This is a genomic window from Pseudomonas sp. CDFA 610 (genome assembly GCF_021147865.1).
In the GTDB taxonomy this organism is placed as follows: domain Bacteria; phylum Pseudomonadota; class Gammaproteobacteria; order Pseudomonadales; family Pseudomonadaceae; genus Aquipseudomonas; species Aquipseudomonas alliivorans.
On the sequence record NZ_JAGTPM010000001.1, the window covers coordinates 604,615 to 621,514 of the forward strand.

Genomic DNA, 16,900 nt, shown 5'->3' on the forward strand with positions numbered 1-16,900 from the left:
GGACTGCAAATCGTACTCTGCACAGGCGCGTACGCTCTACTCTGCGTGTAGACTTTCGCCACTCGAACGGCGAAGCCGCGCATTATGCGCTCCAGCCATCATCTGTATCGATCAAGGGTGTTTATGGATTTGCGTCAGCTTGAAGCCTTTGCGGCAGTGATGTCGGCGGGCAGTGTCACGGCCGCTGGCAAGATGCTCGGCCGCTCACAGCCATCGGTCACCCGGGTGATTCAGGAGCTTGAGCAGGAACTGGGTTTTGCGCTGTTCGAGCGCAGCGGGCCGAAAGTCACGCCGACGCACAAGGCGTTCATGATGTATGGCGAGGTGGAGAGTGCGCTGCTGGGTATTCGCAACATTCGCCAGCGCGCGCAGCACATTGCCGAGGAAGAGAATCATCAGATCAAACTGGTGGCGATTTCCGCCCTGGCCGCCGGGCTGCTGCCGGCCGCGCTGGCCAGGCTGCCGGAGCACTTGAAGCCAAGGCAAATCCAGCTGCAGAGCATGTCGCCGGAAAATGTGGTGCAGGCGGTGCTGTCCAAGACCACGGACCTAGGGGCGGTAAGCCTGCCGCTGGAGCATCGCGGGCTGGAGATTCACTGGATCGGCGAGGCACCTTGCGTCGCTGTCCTGCCAGCTGAATCCGACCTGGCGACCTATGAGGTGCTGCCACTGGACGTGCTGGCGCGTCAGACGCTGATCACCATGGCCAACCCCTATCGGTTTCGTCGACGCATCGACAAGGCGTTTCAGGAAGCGGGCGGCGAGCTGCCGCACATGCTCGACACCAACACGTCACTGATCGCCATGCAGATGACAAGGGCCGGGCTGGGCATCGCGCTGGTCGATCCGTTCACGGCCATGGGTGTGCCGATTCAAGGGGTAGTGGTGCGGCCGATCGCCTGCAACATCCCGTTCTTCTTCGGTCTGATTTCGGCTTTCGCCAGCCCGCATTCCGATGTGGCCCTTGCGCTGATCGATGAAATCGCCGTGGCTGCGAAGGCGCTGTTGCCTGAAATGGTCATGCATGAAGCCAGTGCTCACGATGCCCTGTTGCAGAGCATTTACGCCGAATGAGAGCGATCAGCCGGCCCTCAAAATCGTATCGACCTGCCATTTAAGAATATCAATATGCTTTTTTTCGCGTTGCGGGAATAAAAAACGCCTTTTAGTATTTGGTTTTTGCATTCATACCCTTAAAGAATTCATTTATTTCGTTATTGGAATGGATTTTGAAAGGTTGAATGAAGGCTCGGGTTGTCTGCCCGATCATTTACCGAGTACCGATCAATGCCCCATGTAGATGCCCCCGCAGGTCTTGAAGCACTGGAAGCACGCTTGTGTCAGGACCTGGCCTGGCTGGACCTGCCTGCGAACCCGTGGGTCAAACCACGCGAGAGTGAGGGCAGAGCCGTGCTGGACGTCGCGATCATCGGCGGAGGCATGGCGGGACTTGCGCTGGCGGCCGAGCTGCGTCATCTGGGTGTGGCCGCCGTGATATTCGATCAGTCGCCCGCAGGCTACGAAGGCCCCTGGGCGACGACTGCGCGCATGGAAACCCTGCGCTCGCCCAAACAGCTCACCGGCCCGGCGCTCGGTCTTCCCGCGCTAACATTTCGTGCCTGGTACGAAGCGCAGTACGGCGTCGAAGGCTGGGCGACACTGGACAAGATTGCGCGCCTGCAATGGGCCGATTACCTGCGCTGGTACCGTAAGGTGTTGAACCTGGACGTGCGCAATGAACACCGTGTCAGTCGGGTCGTGCCCGGGGCGGACGGTCTGGTTGCGCTGGATGTCGAAACACCGTCTCAGACACTTTTCTTTGTCGCGCGCCATGTGGTGCTGGCGACCGGCCGTGACGGACTGGGCGGTCCGTGGGTGCCCGAATTCGCGAAGTCGCTCCCCAGGCATTTATGGGCTCACTCCGCTGACGGCTTGCAGGACAACTGGTTCGAAGGCAAACGCGTCGCCGTGATCGGTGGCGGCGCCTCGGCCATGGACAGCGCCGCGACTGCGCTGGAGGCGGGCGCGACGGGTGTGGATCTGCTTATTCGTCGTGCTGTGCTGCCGCGCGTCAACAAGGGCAAGGGCGCAGGCAATCCGGGTATGGTCCATGGCTACTGGCGCCTGCCGGATGAGTGGAAGTGGCGAATCCGTCATTACCTCAACACCCAACAGGTTCCGCCGCCACGCGGCAGTACGTTGCGGGTCTCCAGTTCGGGCAAGGCGCGGTTTCTGCTCGGTTGTCCGCTGTTGGGTGTCGAGCAGAACCCTGCGGGCGGCGTGTGGCTGGATACACCTTCGGCGCGAATCGAGGCGGATTTCGTGGTGTTTGCCACAGGCTTTCGTACCGACTTTGAACAGAGGCCGGAGTTCGCACCGTTCTCTGCGCACATTCGTGTCTGGCAAGACCGTTACAAAGCGTTCCCTGATGAACAGGATGAGGAACTGGCTCAACTGCCGGATCTGGGCAACTGTTTCGAATTTCAGGAGAAAAAGCCGGGTGCCTGCCCCGGAATCGAACACATCCACTGTTTCAGCTACCCGGCAGCATTGAGCTACGGCGCGGTGTCCGGCGATATTCCGGCCATCAGCGAAGGCTCCAAGCGCCTGGCGCACGCACTGGTGGGGCAGTTGTTCAATGAAGACGTGGCGCTGCATTTTCAGGCCATGCGCGACTATGCCGATCCTGAGCTGCTGGGTGACGAATGGGTTGCCAGTCAGCCGAATGCCGACGAGTTACGCTCATGATCGGCTGGGCATTGCGTCGGCTGACACAGTCGCTGTTGGTGATTCTGCTGATGACCTTGGTAGTGTTCGTCGGCCTTAATGCCATTGGCAATCCGATGGACATCCTGGTGGGTGAAGACCTCAATCAGGCCGAGCGTCTGCAGGCGATTGCCCATCTGGGGCTGGACAAGCCGCTGTGGCAGCAATACCTGATCTTTCTCAAGGGAGCGATGCACGGCAATCTCGGCCAAAGCTTCGTCTACCACGAAGACGCCATGCGCCTGATCCTGCAACGGCTGCCTGCAACCTTCGAACTGGCGTTCAGTGCGCTGTTTCTGGCGGTGGTGATCGGCGTGCCGCTGGGCATGTTCGCCGGGACCTGGCCGGATCATCCGGTTTCCAGGCTGCTGATGGCGGGCAGCATTGTCGGCTTCTCGCTGCCGGCGTTCTGGGTGGCCTTGATGATGATCATGCTGTTCTCGATCACGTTGGGCTGGCTGCCTGCCAGTGGGCGCGGCGAGACCCGTGAGTGGCTGGGTGTGCAGTGGTCATGGCTGACGCTGGACGGCCTGCAGCACTTGCTGTTGCCCGCGTTGAATCTGGCGCTGTTCAAGATTTCGCTGGTGTTGCGACTGACCCGTGCCGGTGTGCGCGAGGTGCTGCCTCAGGAGTTCGTCAAATTTGCCCGGGCCAAGGGTCTGTCGCCGCTGCGCGTGATGTGCATGCACGTCATGCGCAACACCATGATCCCCGTCGTGACTGTCTTGGCCATGGAACTGGGTTCGACCATTGCCTACGCGGTGGTCACCGAAAGCATCTTTGCCTGGCCCGGTGCAGGCAAGCTGATTCTGGACAGCATCAACATGCTGGATCGCCCGGTGGTGGTCGCTTACCTGATGGTCGTCGTGGTGATTTTCGTGGTGCTCAACCTGATCGTCGACGGCCTGTATTACTTGCTCGATCCACGCGTACGCGTCGAGGCTTCCCGATGAATGCCATTCCCAAGGCGTCGACCATCAGTGTCGGCCTGCAAGCACAGTCGCCGTGGCGGCGCGTGGCAGTCGAGTTCACTCGGTCGCCGTCTGCCCTGTTGGGGCTGGTGATTCTGATGATCATCATTCTGGTCGCCGCGCTGGCGCCCTGGATCGTGGTCCAGAACCCCTACGATCTGATGCAACTGAATGTCATGGATGCCCGCATGGCGCCCGGCAGTCCGAACATGGACACCGGTTACACCTATTGGCTGGGCACGGACGGACAAGGGCGCGATCTGGTATCAGCGATCATTTACGGCTTGCGCATCAGCTTGTGGGTCGGCATTGGTTCGGCGCTGATCGCTGCCGTGATCGGCACGTTGCTGGGACTGGTCTCTGCGTATGCAGGCGGCTGGGTCGATGCGCTGTTGATGCGTCTGGTGGACCTGCTGCTGTCGTTTCCGGTGATCCTCATGGCTTTGATGATCCTCGCCTGGCTGGGCAAGGGCGTCGGTAATGTGATGCTTACCCTGGTATTGCTGGAATGGGCTTATTACGCCCGCACTGCAAGGGGCCAGGCCCTGACTGAAAGCCGTCGCGAATACGTCGATGCGGCGCGCGGGCAGGGCATTGGTCCGTGGCGCATCGTGATCGGTCATATTCTGCCCAACTGCCTGCCGCCACTGATCGTGATCGGCGCGCTGCAGATTGCCCGTGCCATCACGCTGGAGGCGACCCTGTCGTTTCTCGGTCTGGGCGTGCCGGTCACCGAGCCGTCGCTGGGGCTGCTGATTGCCAATGGCTTCCAGTACATGCTCAGCAACGAATACTGGATCAGTCTGTTTCCAGGGCTGGCGCTGTTGATCACCATCGTCGCGATCAATCTGGTGGGCGACCGTCTGCGTGATGTGCTGAACCCGAGGTTGCAGCGATGAGCCAGCTTGAAGCAACGCCGATGGCTGATCAGCCGACCCTTGACGTGCGCGGCCTGTGCACCTCGTTCCATACCCGTGCAGGCGTGCTGCCGGCCGTGCGTGATGTGTCATTGAGCGTGCAACCGGGACGGATTCTCGGCCTGGTAGGTGAATCCGGATCGGGCAAGTCCGTGACGGGGTTTTCCATTCTCGGACTGGTCGACGAGCCGGGCCGCATCAGTGCAGGCCAGGTGCTGTTCAAGGGGCGTGACCTGACGAAACTCACGGCCCCGCAGCTGCGCGATGTGCAGGGCAATCGGGTTGCAATGATCTTTCAGGACCCGATGATGACCCTCAATCCTGTCCTGCGGGTCGACACGCAGATGGTCGAAGCCGTCCGGGCGCACCGTTCGGTCAGCAGGCGCGAAGCACGTGAGCACGCCAGCCGCACGCTGGCACAGATGGGTATTGCCAGCCCTGAAGAGCGCCTGCGCGCCTATCCGCATCAATTGTCCGGCGGCATGCGTCAACGGGTGGCGATTGCCATTGCGTTGTTGCACGCCCCGGACCTGATCATTGCCGATGAGCCGACCACCGCGCTGGACGTGACCATTCAGGCGCAGATTCTCAGCGAAGTGCAGAAGCTGGTCCGGGAGCAGGGCACATCGCTGATCTGGATCACCCATGATCTTTCTGTGGTGGCCGGGCTGGTCGATGACGTGGCGGTGATGTACGCCGGGCGCATCGTCGAGCAGGGGTCGGTTGCCGATGTGCTGGACCGCCCGCAACACCCTTACACCCAGGGGCTGATCGACAGCCTGCCCAGTCGTAACCGGCGAGGGCAGCGCCTGCGGCAGATTCCCGGCATGGCGCCGGATCTGTCGTCGATGCCGCAAGGCTGTGCGTTTGCCGCCCGTTGCCCAAGGGCGTCGTCGGTCTGTGCGCAGGAACCTGCGCCTCGCGAAATCGCGCCGGGCCAGACGGTTCGTTGTTTTCATCCGGGAGCTGCCGATGTCCAGTGAACAGATTCCCCTGATCGAGCTGCATCAGGTCAGCAAGACCTTCGGTAAACCGGTAGCTGAGCGTTCGGTCCAGGGCGTTCTGCAGCGTCTGCACCTGACGCGACCCAGACCTGTCACCCATGCGGTCGATGCCGTGGACCTGCGCATTGCTCGTGGTGAGGTGGTAGGGCTGGTCGGGGAGTCAGGCTGTGGCAAGTCGACACTCGGGCGCATGGTTGCCGGCTTGCTGCCGGTGTCGTCAGGCTCTGTCTCGGTAGACGGAAAACCCATCGACAACCTGACCGCCAGCGAGCGCAAGGCGCTGCGTCTCAAGGTGCAGATGATCTTTCAGGACCCGTCATCGAGTCTCAATCCGCGCCTGCGGGTCGACCGCATCGTTGGCGAAGGTGCGCTGCTGCATGGCCTGACCGACAGCAAAGGCATGGACGATTACGTCAGTGCGCAGTTACAGCGCGCCGGTCTCAGTCCGCAACTGCGCCAGCGTTACCCGCACCAGTTCAGTGGCGGCCAGCGCCAGCGCATCGGTATTGCCAGGGCGCTGGCCGTGCAGCCTGAACTGCTGGTGTGCGATGAGTCGGTCGCTGCGCTGGATGTTTCGATCCAGGCGCAGATTCTCAACCTGTTCATGGACCTGCGCGATGAGCTGGGCCTGACCTATCTGTTCATCAGCCATGACCTGGGTGTCGTTGAACACCTGTGTGACCGGGTCGTGGTGATGTACTTGGGCCGTGTGGTCGAGACTGCATCGGTCGATGACCTTTTCGCCCGTGCCAATCATCCGTACACCCAGGCACTGCTGGCGCAGATCCCGCGTTTCGATATTCGCAGCACCCGATATGACGCGATCAAAGGGGAAATCCCCAGCCCGCTGAACCCGCCCGCCGGGTGTCATTTCCATCCTCGTTGCCCGCACGCCATGGCGCGCTGCCGCGAAGAAGTTCCAGCGCTGAGGGAGGTTTCGCCGAACCACCGGAGCGCGTGTCACCTCAACGACAACCTCTGAACGGGCGCGCAGATGCTCGTGTTCCCTCTTGCCAATGATTGCGTATCAGGAATTCTCATGAAACCACTTGTTCGTTCCCTGTTAGCTTCAGCCCTTGTTCTGGCCGCAGGCAGTGCGGTCGCGCAGAGTCTGCGTATCGGCTATGCCGACCCGATTTCATCCCTCGATCCACAACTGAACAACTACGCTGGAGACCGTTCGGTTGCCCTGCATGCGTTTGAGTCGCTGGTCAGCCGCCGCGATGACAAGACCCTGCCGGGGCTGGCGAAAAGCTGGAAAGTGGTCGATGACACCACGTGGGAGTTCGACCTGCGTGACGACGTCAAATGGCAGGACGGTCAGCCGCTGACCGCTGACGATCTGGTGTTCTCGTTCGAGCGCGCCCGCAATGTGCCGGGCAGCGTGGCGTCTTACGCCGGGGCGACGCGCACCGTCGCTTCCGTTACCGCCAAGGACGATCACACGCTGATCATCAAGACCCGCCTGCCCAACGCCAACCTGCTGCCGGACGTCGATTCGATCTACATCGTCAGCCGCCACGCAGGCGCCAACGCCAGCAGCGCCGACTACAACTCCGGCAAGGCCATGATCGGAACCGGGCCTTATCGCTTTGTGTCCTTCGTGCCTGGCGACCGGACGGTTTTCGAGCGCAACGATGCGTACTGGGGCCCGAAGCCGACCTGGGACAAGGTCGACTACCGCTTCATCGCCAATGCGGCCAACCGCACCGCGGCATTGCTGGCAGGCGACGTGGATGTGATCGACAAGGTCTCGCCAACGGATGTGGAGCGTCTGCGCCAGACGCCGACGGTCAAGGTTTATGCCTATCAGGGCTTGCGTGCGCTGCTGATTCAGCCAGGTTTCCGCGCCGGTCCCAATGAGTTCATTCGTGACAACGCGGGCAAGCCGCTGCCCGAAAACCCGTTGCTGGACGTTCGTGTGCGCAGGGCGCTGTCACTGGCCATCAACCGTCAGGCCATCAACGAGCGCATCATGCAAGGCACTGTGACCGAGGCCAATCAGTGGATGCCAGCCAATACCTTCGGCTATAACCCGGACGTGAAGAACATCCCGTATGACCCGAAGCAGGCCAAGGATCTGCTGGCGCAGGCGGGCTTTCCCGAAGGCTTTCAGTTGACTGTCCATGTCCCCGGTGACCGCTACCCGCAGGCGCCGGAGGTCATGCAGGCCGTCGCGCAGTTCTGGTCGCGCATCGGCGTCAAGGTCCAGCTGGAAGTGCTGCCATGGGCGGTTTATGCCGGCAAGGCCAACAAGAACGAGCTGGCGATCAGTGTGATCGCCTGGGGAAACGGCACGGGTGAGGCGGCTTATGCGCTGACCAATATCCTGACCACCGTCGACAGCGCCAAGGGGCAGGGAGCGTCCAACTGGGGCCATTACAGCAACCCGGTCGTGGACAAGGCGCTTGCGGATTCGACCGCCGAATTCGATGAAGCCAGACGCCGCAAGATTCTTCAGGACTCGGTCAAGGTGGTCAGCGATGACGTGGGGATCATTCCGCTGTTCCATTACCAGAACATCTGGGCGGCGCGCAAAGGGCTGAAAGTCGAGCCACTGGTCAGCGACCGCACGGCCGCCACCATGGTCACCGAACAACCCTGATCTTTCACGCCTTCGCGTCGTTATTTCAATCGCGATGCGAAGGCCATACCGACGTTGAGAATGCCCATGATCCTGACGACTGACATCACCCCTCAGCCTGACCTGCTCGACAGCCTGTTGAACATCGAGCCAGGCAGCCATTTGCACAAGGTTCGCCATGCCCGCGACAAAGTCGCTTCGGCCACTCAGGGCAGTCAGGACCTGTTTTTCGACCCGGCACTGGATAACGACCTGTCACTGAGCGAGCGCCTGTGGGTGGCCTATTACGCCGCAAAGCTTGGCGAACAGGCCACGCTGACCACGCATTATCTGAAGCAATTGCAGGCGCTGGGAATAAAAGCCCCGGTACTGGCTGACATCGATGCGGGGGCCATTGATGTGCTGGATGATGCGCGGCTCGCGGCGATTCTGCGTTTCACCCGTACTTTGATCGAGTCGCCAGTGCATGGCGATCAGGCTGCACTGCTGACGTTGCAGCACGAAGGGCTGAGCACCGCCGAAATCGTCGTGCTCGCGCAGTTGATTGCATTCATGTCCTATCAAGTGCGTCTGGCCGCAGGTCTCGGCGCGCTGCACTCTGCCGGAGCAGCCCAATGAGCGAGCTTATCGAAAGTAATGGTTTCACCAATCAGGTGCTGGGTTGGAAAGCCTGGCTGCCTACAGTCGAGCTGAACGGCGCAACGCCGGAACAGCTCGCCGTGCTTGAAGAAAGCCATCCGCAGGCCAAGACCTCGGATTACTACCTGACGCTGGCGCACCATCCGGCCATACTTCGGCAGCGCTCCCAGGCGTTCAACGCCATCATGTACGCGCCGGGCGGCCTGTCCCGCGCCGAGCGAGAGCTGGCCAGCACCGTGGTCTCTCGCATCAACCGCTGCGTGTACTGCGCCTCGGTGCACGCGCAACGCTTCGAGCAACTGGCCAAGCGCAACGACGTCATCGCCCAGGTATTTGCCGACCCGGCGACTGCAGGCACCACTGATCGTGAGCGCGCTATCGTCCAGTTCGCCATCGACCTGACGCTTGAGCCTGAATCGCTCAATGCTGGCCACATTCAAGCGTTGCGTGAGCAAGGACTGGACGATGCGCAGGTGCTGGACCTGATTCACGCGATTTCGATTTTTGCCTGGGCCAATCGGTTGATGCTGAATCTGGGGGAGCCGGTTTATCCCGATGCGCGTTCAGAGGGCTGATAACTCGGCCCCGTCATGCCTCTGCCTGACCCGTTGCAGCGATGCGCCGGGTCTTGTTCAGGCGCCGGAACTACACCAGCCTGGGCTGCACCGAATCCGCCAGCCGGGTCAGGATCAGGCAACACGATACCGCGCCTGCATCCAGCACGCCGATCGAGCGTTCGCCCAGGCGGCTGGCGCGACCGATTCTTGCCATCAGGTCCCTGGTCGAGTCGCGTCCCTGTGAGGCTGCGCGTTTCATGGCTTCCAGCGCGTCGTTGAACGAAACGCCCGAGGCATGGGCTTGTTCGAAAGCTTCGACCGCTGGAATCAAGGTGTCCATCAGACACTTGTCGCCTACGCCGGCTTCAGTGATGTCCTGCAAGGAGGTCAGCCCGCCGCGCAGCAGGTGAGCGAACGTCGCTGCGTCGATCTGCTCGCTGCCGCGTACTTCATCGGCCATGCCAATGAACAGGCTGCCGTACAGCGGGCCCATGGAGCCGCCGATGCCTTCCATCAGGCTGAGCGTGAGTTCGTCGAGTGCTTCGGCGAGGGTCAGTTGTCGACCCTCGATGCTGCGTCCGCAATGGGCAAAGCCCTTGGCCATGTTGATGCCGTGGTCGCCGTCACCGATGGCACCGTCGACTTCACTGAGGTATTCACGGTTGGCCACGATCACCGCGACCAGATCGGTGACGATGGCGCTGCCGTCACGAGAGGAAAAATGCTGGCTCATGGTTCACTCCGCCTGGGTCATGCCGATGGAGCGGCAAGGGTGGTCGATCAGGGTTTTCAGCTCGGCGTCCAGGCCCAGCAGGGTCAGCGTCACGCCCATCATTTCCAGAGACGTGAAGTAGTTGCCGACGTAGCAGCGATGAATGTTCAAGCCCCGCGCCTTGAGCTGGCGTTCGACTTCGGCGTAGAAAATGTACAGTTCCATGACCGGCGTTGCGCCAAGTCCCGAGACCAGCACCACAACGCTGTCGTCCTGATTGAAATCGCGGTCAGCGAGAATCGGTGCCAGCATGCGCTCGGCCATGGCTGCGGCGGATTCGATGGGGATGACTTCAATGCCGGGCTCGCCGTGGTGGCCGATACCCAGTTCCATCTGGCCGTCCGGAATCTGGAAGTTGGGCTTGCCGACTGCCGCGATGGTGCAGGGCGTAAGGCCGATACCGATGGAGCGGCACTGATCGACGGCTTTCTGGGCGACACGGATCACGCCGTCCAGGTCGTAGCCCAGCGCTGCAGCAGCGCCGCCGGTCTTCCACATGAAGATTTCCCCGGCCACGCCGCGACGCTTGGCAATGTCGGCTTTGGGGGCCGAGGCCACGTCGTCGTTGGCAACCACGGTGCGAATCTGCAAATCCTTGCTGGCCGCCATTTTCATCGCCAGCTTTACGTTCATGTTGTCGCCGGCATAGTTGCCATACAGGCAGGCCACGCCAGCGCCGCGATCCGCTGCGCGGAAGGCATCGAAGAAACTTTTGGCCGTCGGAGAAGAGAATATCTCGCCGACTGCCACGGCATCGACAAGGCCGGGCCCGACATAGCCGAGAAAAGCCGGCTCGTGACCCGAACCACCGCCGGTGACGATGCCGACCCGGCCGTGGGGTGAAGGCGTGGTTTTGCTGATGACTCTGGGGTTGCTGGTGCCTTGGGACAGCTCGGAATGCGCAGCCAGAATGCCGCGCAGCATGTCCTCGACCACTTGGTCGGGATCGTTGATGACTCGATTCATAACGCGGTTTCCTGTGTTCTTTTTATAAGGAGCGTACGTGTTACGGTTCCAGCACCACTTTCAGCGACTTGTCGCCGCGTTCCATCACGGCGAAGGCTTCCTTGAAATCGGCGAGGGGGAATTTGTGGGTGACCACGTCTCGCATGTCGATCTTGCGATTGCCAATGAAATCGATGGCGCGTGGGTACATGTAGGGACCCAGATGTGAGCCCAGCACGTCCAGTTCCTTGCGGTCGCCGATGATTGACCAATCTACCGTGGCCTCGTCGTTGAACACACTGAATTCAACGAAACGACCCAGCTTACGCAGCATCGCCAGGCCCTGATTGACGGCTTTATGGTGCCCGGTGGCTTCTATATAGATGTCGCAGCCGTAGCCTTCGGTGATGTCCCTGATCTTTGCCAGTACATCGACCTCGGCCGGGTTCCAGACTTCATCCGCGCCCATGCGCAGGGCGAGGGCGGCGCGCTCGGGTTTCATGTCCAGAACGATGAGCTTTTTCGGGTTGCGCATGCGCACCGCGCCGATGATGCCCAGACCCAGCGTTCCGGCCCCGGCAACCACCACCACGTCATCGAAATCGACATTGGCGCGCTCCGCCGCATGCAGCGAGCAGGCCAGCGGCTCGATCAGAATGGCTTCGTCCGGTGCAATGGAGTCCGGCACTTTGTGAATGATGCCTTCCCTGGTAAAGATCATGTACTGGGCCATGGCGCCCTGAACATTATTCTGGAAGCCGTAGAGGTCATGCTTCTGACACATCCAGTACTGCCCGTGGTTGCAGAAACGGCAGCCCCAGCAAGGCACGATCTGTTCGGAAATCACTCGGTCGCCGATCTTCACACCGCGCTTTTCCGCACCCGGGCCAAGGGCAACCACGCGACAGACGAATTCGTGACCGGGAATCATCGGCGGTTTGACATAGCGCGGCTGCTCGGCATCGCCCCAGAACGATGGCGCGCCTCGATAGGTCTTGATGTCGCCCATGCAGATTCCGCACAGCTCGACCTTGGTCAGGATCTCGTCCGGGCCAGGCGTCGGGACGTCGACCGTTTCAAGCCGGTAATCCTCCGGGCCATGACAGACCACCGCCTGCATGGTGGCTGGAATCACGGGAGAAAGTTGTTCGTCGGTGCGTTCGGTAGCGGTGGACATGACAAAAACCTCACGACAGAAATGGGGTTACTGAATGCTGTAGCCACCGTCGATCACCACGTTCTCTCCGGTGATCATGGCGGCGACGTCGCTGAGCAGGTACAGCGCCAGCCCGGCAATTTCTTCCGGCTGAGCGAAGCGGCCCGCCGGAATCTGCAATTTGGCCTTTTCACCCAGCTCGCCTGCCCAGGCTTTCTTGCCCAGCGCGGTTTCGACGATGGTGGGGGAGATGGCATTGACGTTGATGTGCGGCGCCCACTCCATGGCCAGTACCTTGGTCATGCCGACCACCGCAGCCTTGCTGGCGCAGTACGCGACATGACGGTCCAGACCGATGACAGCAGCCTGTGACGCCAGATTGACGATGCGCCCGCTGCCTTGGGCGAGCATGTGTCGGGCGCAGGCCTGGGCAACGAAGAAGCTGGCCTTGAGATTGATATCCAGCGTGGTGTCCCATGCGTCCTCGCTGACATCGACGGCCTTGTCCAACAGGGCAACGCCCGCACTGTTGATCAGGTAATCGAGGCGACTGAGGTGGTCAAAGGCGTTGTCTACGCTGCGTTGCACCTGATCGAGCTGACGCAGGTCGACGGCGATACCGAGATGGCCATCGCCCAGGCTTGCGGCGACTTCAACCACCGCAGGGTCACGGTCAAGCAACGCAACCCGCGCACCGCGCTCGACCAGCAGGCTGGCACAGGCCAGGCCAATCCCGGCCGCGCCGCCCGTGATGACGGCGCATTTGCCGGTAAGGTCGAAAGCCTGATTCCAGAATCCAGACATGAACATGACTCCTGTGTAGAGGGTTTTATCTACCTATGCTCGTTGCCACACCGACTGCTCATTGCTAGACACTCATCATGTCGCAGCCAACGGACTGTGGGAGGCGGCGTGCCGGCAAAGCGCTTTTTGATGCTGCACACCAGAGACTGAGTTGACGCTATCGCCGGCAAGCGGCCTCCCACAGGTTTTGCATCCAGTCAGGCACTCAGGTTTTGGCTGCCATCAGGTAAGCTACTTCCCGCCGCTTACCTGCTGATACAGCGCATCGGCATTGGCGTCGGTCACCGGCACCCATGGCAGGATGTAGTTCTTGTCAGTGCCATCTCCCCATTTCACGTCTTTGGCGTAACGCTCCCAGATCACTGATTGCGGCTTGTAATCCTTGCCGGACAGGGCACGCAGCGCGACGTCCAGCGCGCCCTGGGACTGGGCCTGGGCGTCTTGCAGGAAGGTGGTGACTTCGTTTTTCTTGGCTGCCTGAATGGCATCCGGCATGCCGTCGATGGAGGTGACGGGCACCTCGGCAGGCGTCAGTCCGCGGGATTTGACGGCTTGCAAGGCGCCGAGCGCCATGTCGTCGTTTTGCGCGATGATCCCGGAAATGCCGCCATTGGGATGGGCGTTGAGCCAGTCTTCGGTCAGGGCCAGCGCTTCGGCGCGTGACCAGTTGGCGGTCTTCATTTCGATGATCTTGATGTCCGGGTGTTTCTTCAGGACTTCCATCTCGCCTTTCTCGCGATCGATCTGGGCAGACTGGCCAATCGGTCCTTGAATGATCACCACGTTACCCTTGCCCTTGATCTTGTCGACCATGGCCTGAGCCTGCAGGCGTCCACCCTCGACGTCATCGTTGCCGACATAGGGCACTTTGGTCCCTGCCACGCGGGTGTTGGACGCGATGACCGGAATATCATTTTCCATGGCGCGAGCCACGGTGCCGACGCCGGCCTTGGTGTCGATAGGCACGAAGATGATCGCGTCGTAGTGCTGGGTGATCATGGTTTCGATCTGGTTGTTCTGAGTCAGCGCGTCATAGTTACCATCGAACACAGTGATCTGTACGGTGCCATCCTTGACTGCCGGGTGCTGTTTCAGCTCTCGCACCCAGTTCTGCATGAACTGGCCCTTGAGTCCGTAAACGGCTGCGCCGATCTTGTAGGTCTTGCCGTCAGCGGCCAGGGAAATGCTACTGGCGAGCAGGGTGAGCGCCGCGACAGCGGCCAGGGATGTGCCGAATTTCATGATGAGAACTCCGTTATTGTTGTAGTCAGTCGTTCATTCAGAGGAAAAGCGATTAGCGTTTTTTCTTGCGCCACACGTCGATCAGTACTGCGAACACGATGATCAGGCCCTTGGCGACCTGTTGGTAATAAGAGGACACGCCGAGCAGGTTCAGACCGTTGTTGATCACACCGATCAACAACGCGCCGAACAGGGTGCCGACGATACTGCCGGTGCCGCCCGACAGGCTGGTGCCGCCGATGACGACGGCTGCGATGGCGTCCAGTTCATACGACATGCCGGCCTGGGGCAGGGCGGACGTGGTTCGGGCGGAGAGCACGACACCGGCCAGCCCCGCCAGCAATCCGGAGACCACGTACACCGAGAACATCACCTTGCGCACGCCGATGCCTGAGGTGCGGGCGCTTTTCTCGTTGCCGCCCACGGCGTATACGTAACGGCCATAAGTGGTGTAACGCAGCACCATCCAGAAAATCAGCGCCACCACGGCGAAAATGATGATGGGCACGCCAATCGGTCCGACTCGCCCGGTGCCCAGCGCCAGATAGGCCTCGGGCAGGTCGGTCACCGGGCTGCCGTCGTTGAGGATGAAGGTCATGCCGCGGGCGATGCTGAGCATGCCGAGGGTCGCGACAAATGGAGGAATCGACAGGTTGGCGACCATGAAACCATTGACCACGCCCAGCATCGCCCCGGCAAACATCCCGGCACTGACCGCCGCCAGCAGGCCGTAGCCCTGAGTCGCGACCAGCGCACTGCACAGTCCGGCAAACGCCAGAATCGAACCGACCGACAGGTCGATGCCCTTGGTCAGGATCACGTACGTCATGCCGACTGCAAGAATGCCGTTGATGGAGGTCTGGCGCAGGATGTCCATCCAGTTGCGCCAGGTCATGAAGTATTCGCTGGAAAACGCCATCACGATACATAACACGATGAACACCAGCGGCAGGCCGAAACGGTCCAGGGACAGACGCAGGCGGCTTCGGGGTGCGGCAGTAACGGGCGCGGTCACGGTTTTGGCGTTCATGAGGCAAGACTCAGCAGGGCTTCCTGGGAAAGGTCGGTGTCGCTGCTGATGGTCACCAGCTTTCCGGCCTTGAATACGGCGATTCGGTCACTCAGGCGCAACAGTTCCGGCGCTTCCGAAGACACCACGATGGCGGCGCCGCCGGCGCGCACGAACTGGTCAAGCAGGTGGTAGATCTCCTGCTTGGCCCCCTCGTCGATGCCCCGGGTCGGCTCATCGCACAGAAGGCAAACGGGCTCGGTGGACAAGCACTTCGCTAGCACCACTTTCTGTTGATTGCCGCCGCTCATTGAGGAAACGGGAAGGTCCAGTGAGGTGGTCTTGATCTGCAGACGCCTGACCATGTCTTCGGCCAGACGGGTCTCCTTGCGTGCGTCGATCAGCGACCAGGTCGACAGACGCTTGTAAGCCGACAGGGCAATGTTGGAGAGAATGCTGCTGCTCAGCACCAGGCCACTGTCCTTGCGGTCTTCGGTGACCAGCGACATGCCGGCGCGTATCGTCGCCTTGGGCAGGCCGATCGGCATGGGCTTGCCCTGAAGAGTAACGGTGCCTGAGTCCGGAGTGGTCAGCCCGTAGATGCAATTGAGAAACTCACTGCGTCCCGAGCCCATCAGGCCGTAGATGCCAAGAATCTCGCCCTGACGCAGTTGCAGGCTGATGTCGTGGAATTCACCGTTGCGACTCAGTCCATCAACATTCAGGCAGCATTCGGCAGCGCATTCGCGACCAACCTTGTGGTCGATGCGCGTCAGTTCCTGACCGACGATGCTGCGCACCAGATGCGCCCGATCAATGTCCGCCATACGCCCGGTTTCGATAAAAGCCCCATCACGGAAGACGGTGTAGTCATCGGCGATCTGCGCCAGTTCACTGAGTCGATGGGACACATAGACGATACCGGCACCTTGCGCGGTCAGGCGGCGAATGGCCTTGAACAGCGTCTGTGCTTCGCGCTCGCCAATGGCCGAGGTGGGCTCGTCCATGATCATGACTTCGCAGTCGTGACTGAAGGCCTTGGCAATTTCCACCAGTTGAATCTGCGCCACGCTTAGGCGATGCATGGGGCTGGTGGCTTCGACCTCGAATTCCAGGCTTTCCAGCAGTTCGCGGGTGCGCCTGTTGAGTTCTCGGGCATCGACAATGCAGCCGGCACGGCGTGGCTCGCGGCCCAGCCAGATGTTTTCGGCGACGGTCATGTATGGGATGGGCTCAAGTTCCTGAGTGATCATCGCGATTCCCGCAGCCAGTGCATCGCCTGGACGATTGAACTGCACCGGGTTGCCGTTGAGCAGGATGGTGCCCGCGTCACGCTGGGTGATGCCCATCAGGATGCTGAGAAAGGTCGATTTGCCAGCGCCGTTGCCGCCGCACAGTGCATGAACGCTGCCTGCGCGCAGTGACAATCGGCCGTCACGCAGGGCGGGGATGCCTGCGTAGGACTTGGCGACATGTTCAGCCTGGAGCAGTAATGGCATGGCCATCGGCGTGTCCTCGTGCTGTGAATTCTTAT

General features: G+C 61.0%; 16 protein-coding genes. 9 read left to right on the top strand and 7 right to left on the bottom strand.

The window, feature by feature from the left end; all coding sequences use genetic code 11:
* Nucleotides 1-123: 123 nt before the first annotated feature.
* The 9 genes from KDX39_RS02735 to KDX39_RS02775 all read left to right on the top strand — a co-directional run bounded on the left by KDX39_RS02735 (nucleotide 124) and on the right by KDX39_RS02775 (nucleotide 9,456).
* On the top strand, nucleotides 124-1,074 hold the full coding sequence (locus tag KDX39_RS02735) for a LysR family transcriptional regulator (protein ID WP_231659286.1): 951 nt from the start codon (nucleotides 124-126) through the stop codon (nucleotides 1,072-1,074).
* A gap of 213 nt (nucleotides 1,075-1,287) precedes the next feature.
* Nucleotides 1,288-2,748 carry an NAD(P)-binding domain-containing protein gene (locus KDX39_RS02740; RefSeq protein ID WP_231659287.1) on the top strand — a complete coding sequence of 487 codons (1,461 nt, stop codon included), beginning with the start codon at nucleotides 1,288-1,290 and terminating at the stop codon, nucleotides 2,746-2,748.
* Nucleotides 2,745-3,719: an ABC transporter permease gene (locus tag KDX39_RS02745; protein WP_184322773.1), complete on the top strand. Its 975-nt coding sequence runs from the start codon at nucleotides 2,745-2,747 to the stop codon at nucleotides 3,717-3,719. Before KDX39_RS02740 ends, KDX39_RS02745 begins: the two co-directional genes overlap by 4 nt.
* The gene (locus KDX39_RS02750) at nucleotides 3,716-4,636 is read left to right on the top strand and encodes an ABC transporter permease (protein ID WP_231659288.1); all 921 of its coding nucleotides are present in this window, start codon (nucleotides 3,716-3,718) and stop codon (nucleotides 4,634-4,636) included. The genes KDX39_RS02745 and KDX39_RS02750 overlap by 4 nt, the downstream gene beginning before the upstream one ends.
* On the top strand, nucleotides 4,633-5,637 hold the full coding sequence (locus tag KDX39_RS02755; RefSeq protein ID WP_231659289.1) for an ABC transporter ATP-binding protein: 1,005 nt from the start codon (nucleotides 4,633-4,635) through the stop codon (nucleotides 5,635-5,637). Before KDX39_RS02750 ends, KDX39_RS02755 begins: the two co-directional genes overlap by 4 nt.
* Nucleotides 5,627-6,640: an ABC transporter ATP-binding protein gene (locus KDX39_RS02760; RefSeq protein ID WP_231659290.1), complete on the top strand. Its 1,014-nt coding sequence runs from the start codon at nucleotides 5,627-5,629 to the stop codon at nucleotides 6,638-6,640. The genes KDX39_RS02755 and KDX39_RS02760 overlap by 11 nt, the downstream gene beginning before the upstream one ends.
* Before the next feature lie 57 nt (nucleotides 6,641-6,697).
* The gene (locus KDX39_RS02765; RefSeq protein WP_231659291.1) at nucleotides 6,698-8,263 is read left to right on the top strand and encodes an ABC transporter substrate-binding protein; all 1,566 of its coding nucleotides are present in this window, start codon (nucleotides 6,698-6,700) and stop codon (nucleotides 8,261-8,263) included.
* Between the two features lie 66 nt (nucleotides 8,264-8,329).
* Nucleotides 8,330-8,860 (top strand): CMD domain-containing protein, encoded by a 531-nt coding sequence (locus KDX39_RS02770; protein ID WP_442964519.1) that lies wholly within the window; start codon nucleotides 8,330-8,332, stop codon nucleotides 8,858-8,860.
* Nucleotides 8,857-9,456 carry a peroxidase-related enzyme gene (locus tag KDX39_RS02775; protein WP_231659292.1) on the top strand — a complete coding sequence of 200 codons (600 nt, stop codon included), beginning with the start codon at nucleotides 8,857-8,859 and terminating at the stop codon, nucleotides 9,454-9,456. Before KDX39_RS02770 ends, KDX39_RS02775 begins: the two co-directional genes overlap by 4 nt.
* Nucleotides 9,457-9,526: 70 nt before the next feature.
* Here KDX39_RS02775 and dhaL read toward each other — a convergent pair whose 3' ends face one another.
* From dhaL to KDX39_RS02810, 7 genes are all read right to left on the bottom strand, one after another.
* The gene (gene dhaL, locus KDX39_RS02780) at nucleotides 9,527-10,171 is read right to left on the bottom strand and encodes a dihydroxyacetone kinase subunit DhaL (RefSeq protein ID WP_231659293.1); all 645 of its coding nucleotides are present in this window, start codon (nucleotides 10,169-10,171) and stop codon (nucleotides 9,527-9,529) included.
* 3 nt (nucleotides 10,172-10,174) lie between these two features.
* Nucleotides 10,175-11,176: a dihydroxyacetone kinase subunit DhaK gene (locus KDX39_RS02785; RefSeq protein ID WP_099230610.1), complete on the bottom strand. Its 1,002-nt coding sequence runs from the start codon at nucleotides 11,174-11,176 to the stop codon at nucleotides 10,175-10,177.
* A 40-nt stretch (nucleotides 11,177-11,216) separates the two neighbouring features.
* Complete coding sequence (locus tag KDX39_RS02790; RefSeq protein ID WP_231659294.1) at nucleotides 11,217-12,332, bottom strand: MDR/zinc-dependent alcohol dehydrogenase-like family protein; 1,116 nt, start codon at nucleotides 12,330-12,332, stop codon at nucleotides 11,217-11,219.
* Nucleotides 12,333-12,359: 27 nt separating this feature from the next.
* The gene (locus KDX39_RS02795) at nucleotides 12,360-13,115 is read right to left on the bottom strand and encodes an SDR family oxidoreductase (protein WP_231659295.1); all 756 of its coding nucleotides are present in this window, start codon (nucleotides 13,113-13,115) and stop codon (nucleotides 12,360-12,362) included.
* 231 nt (nucleotides 13,116-13,346) lie between these two features.
* Nucleotides 13,347-14,357: a substrate-binding domain-containing protein gene (locus KDX39_RS02800; protein WP_099230617.1), complete on the bottom strand. Its 1,011-nt coding sequence runs from the start codon at nucleotides 14,355-14,357 to the stop codon at nucleotides 13,347-13,349.
* A gap of 52 nt (nucleotides 14,358-14,409) precedes the next feature.
* Nucleotides 14,410-15,387 carry an ABC transporter permease gene (locus tag KDX39_RS02805; protein ID WP_099230619.1) on the bottom strand — a complete coding sequence of 326 codons (978 nt, stop codon included), beginning with the start codon at nucleotides 15,385-15,387 and terminating at the stop codon, nucleotides 14,410-14,412.
* Nucleotides 15,384-16,871, bottom strand: a complete 1,488-nt coding sequence (locus KDX39_RS02810; RefSeq protein ID WP_231659296.1) for a sugar ABC transporter ATP-binding protein — start codon at nucleotides 16,869-16,871, stop codon at nucleotides 15,384-15,386. Before KDX39_RS02810 ends, KDX39_RS02805 begins: the two co-directional genes overlap by 4 nt.
* Between the last annotated feature and the right edge of the window lie 29 nt (nucleotides 16,872-16,900).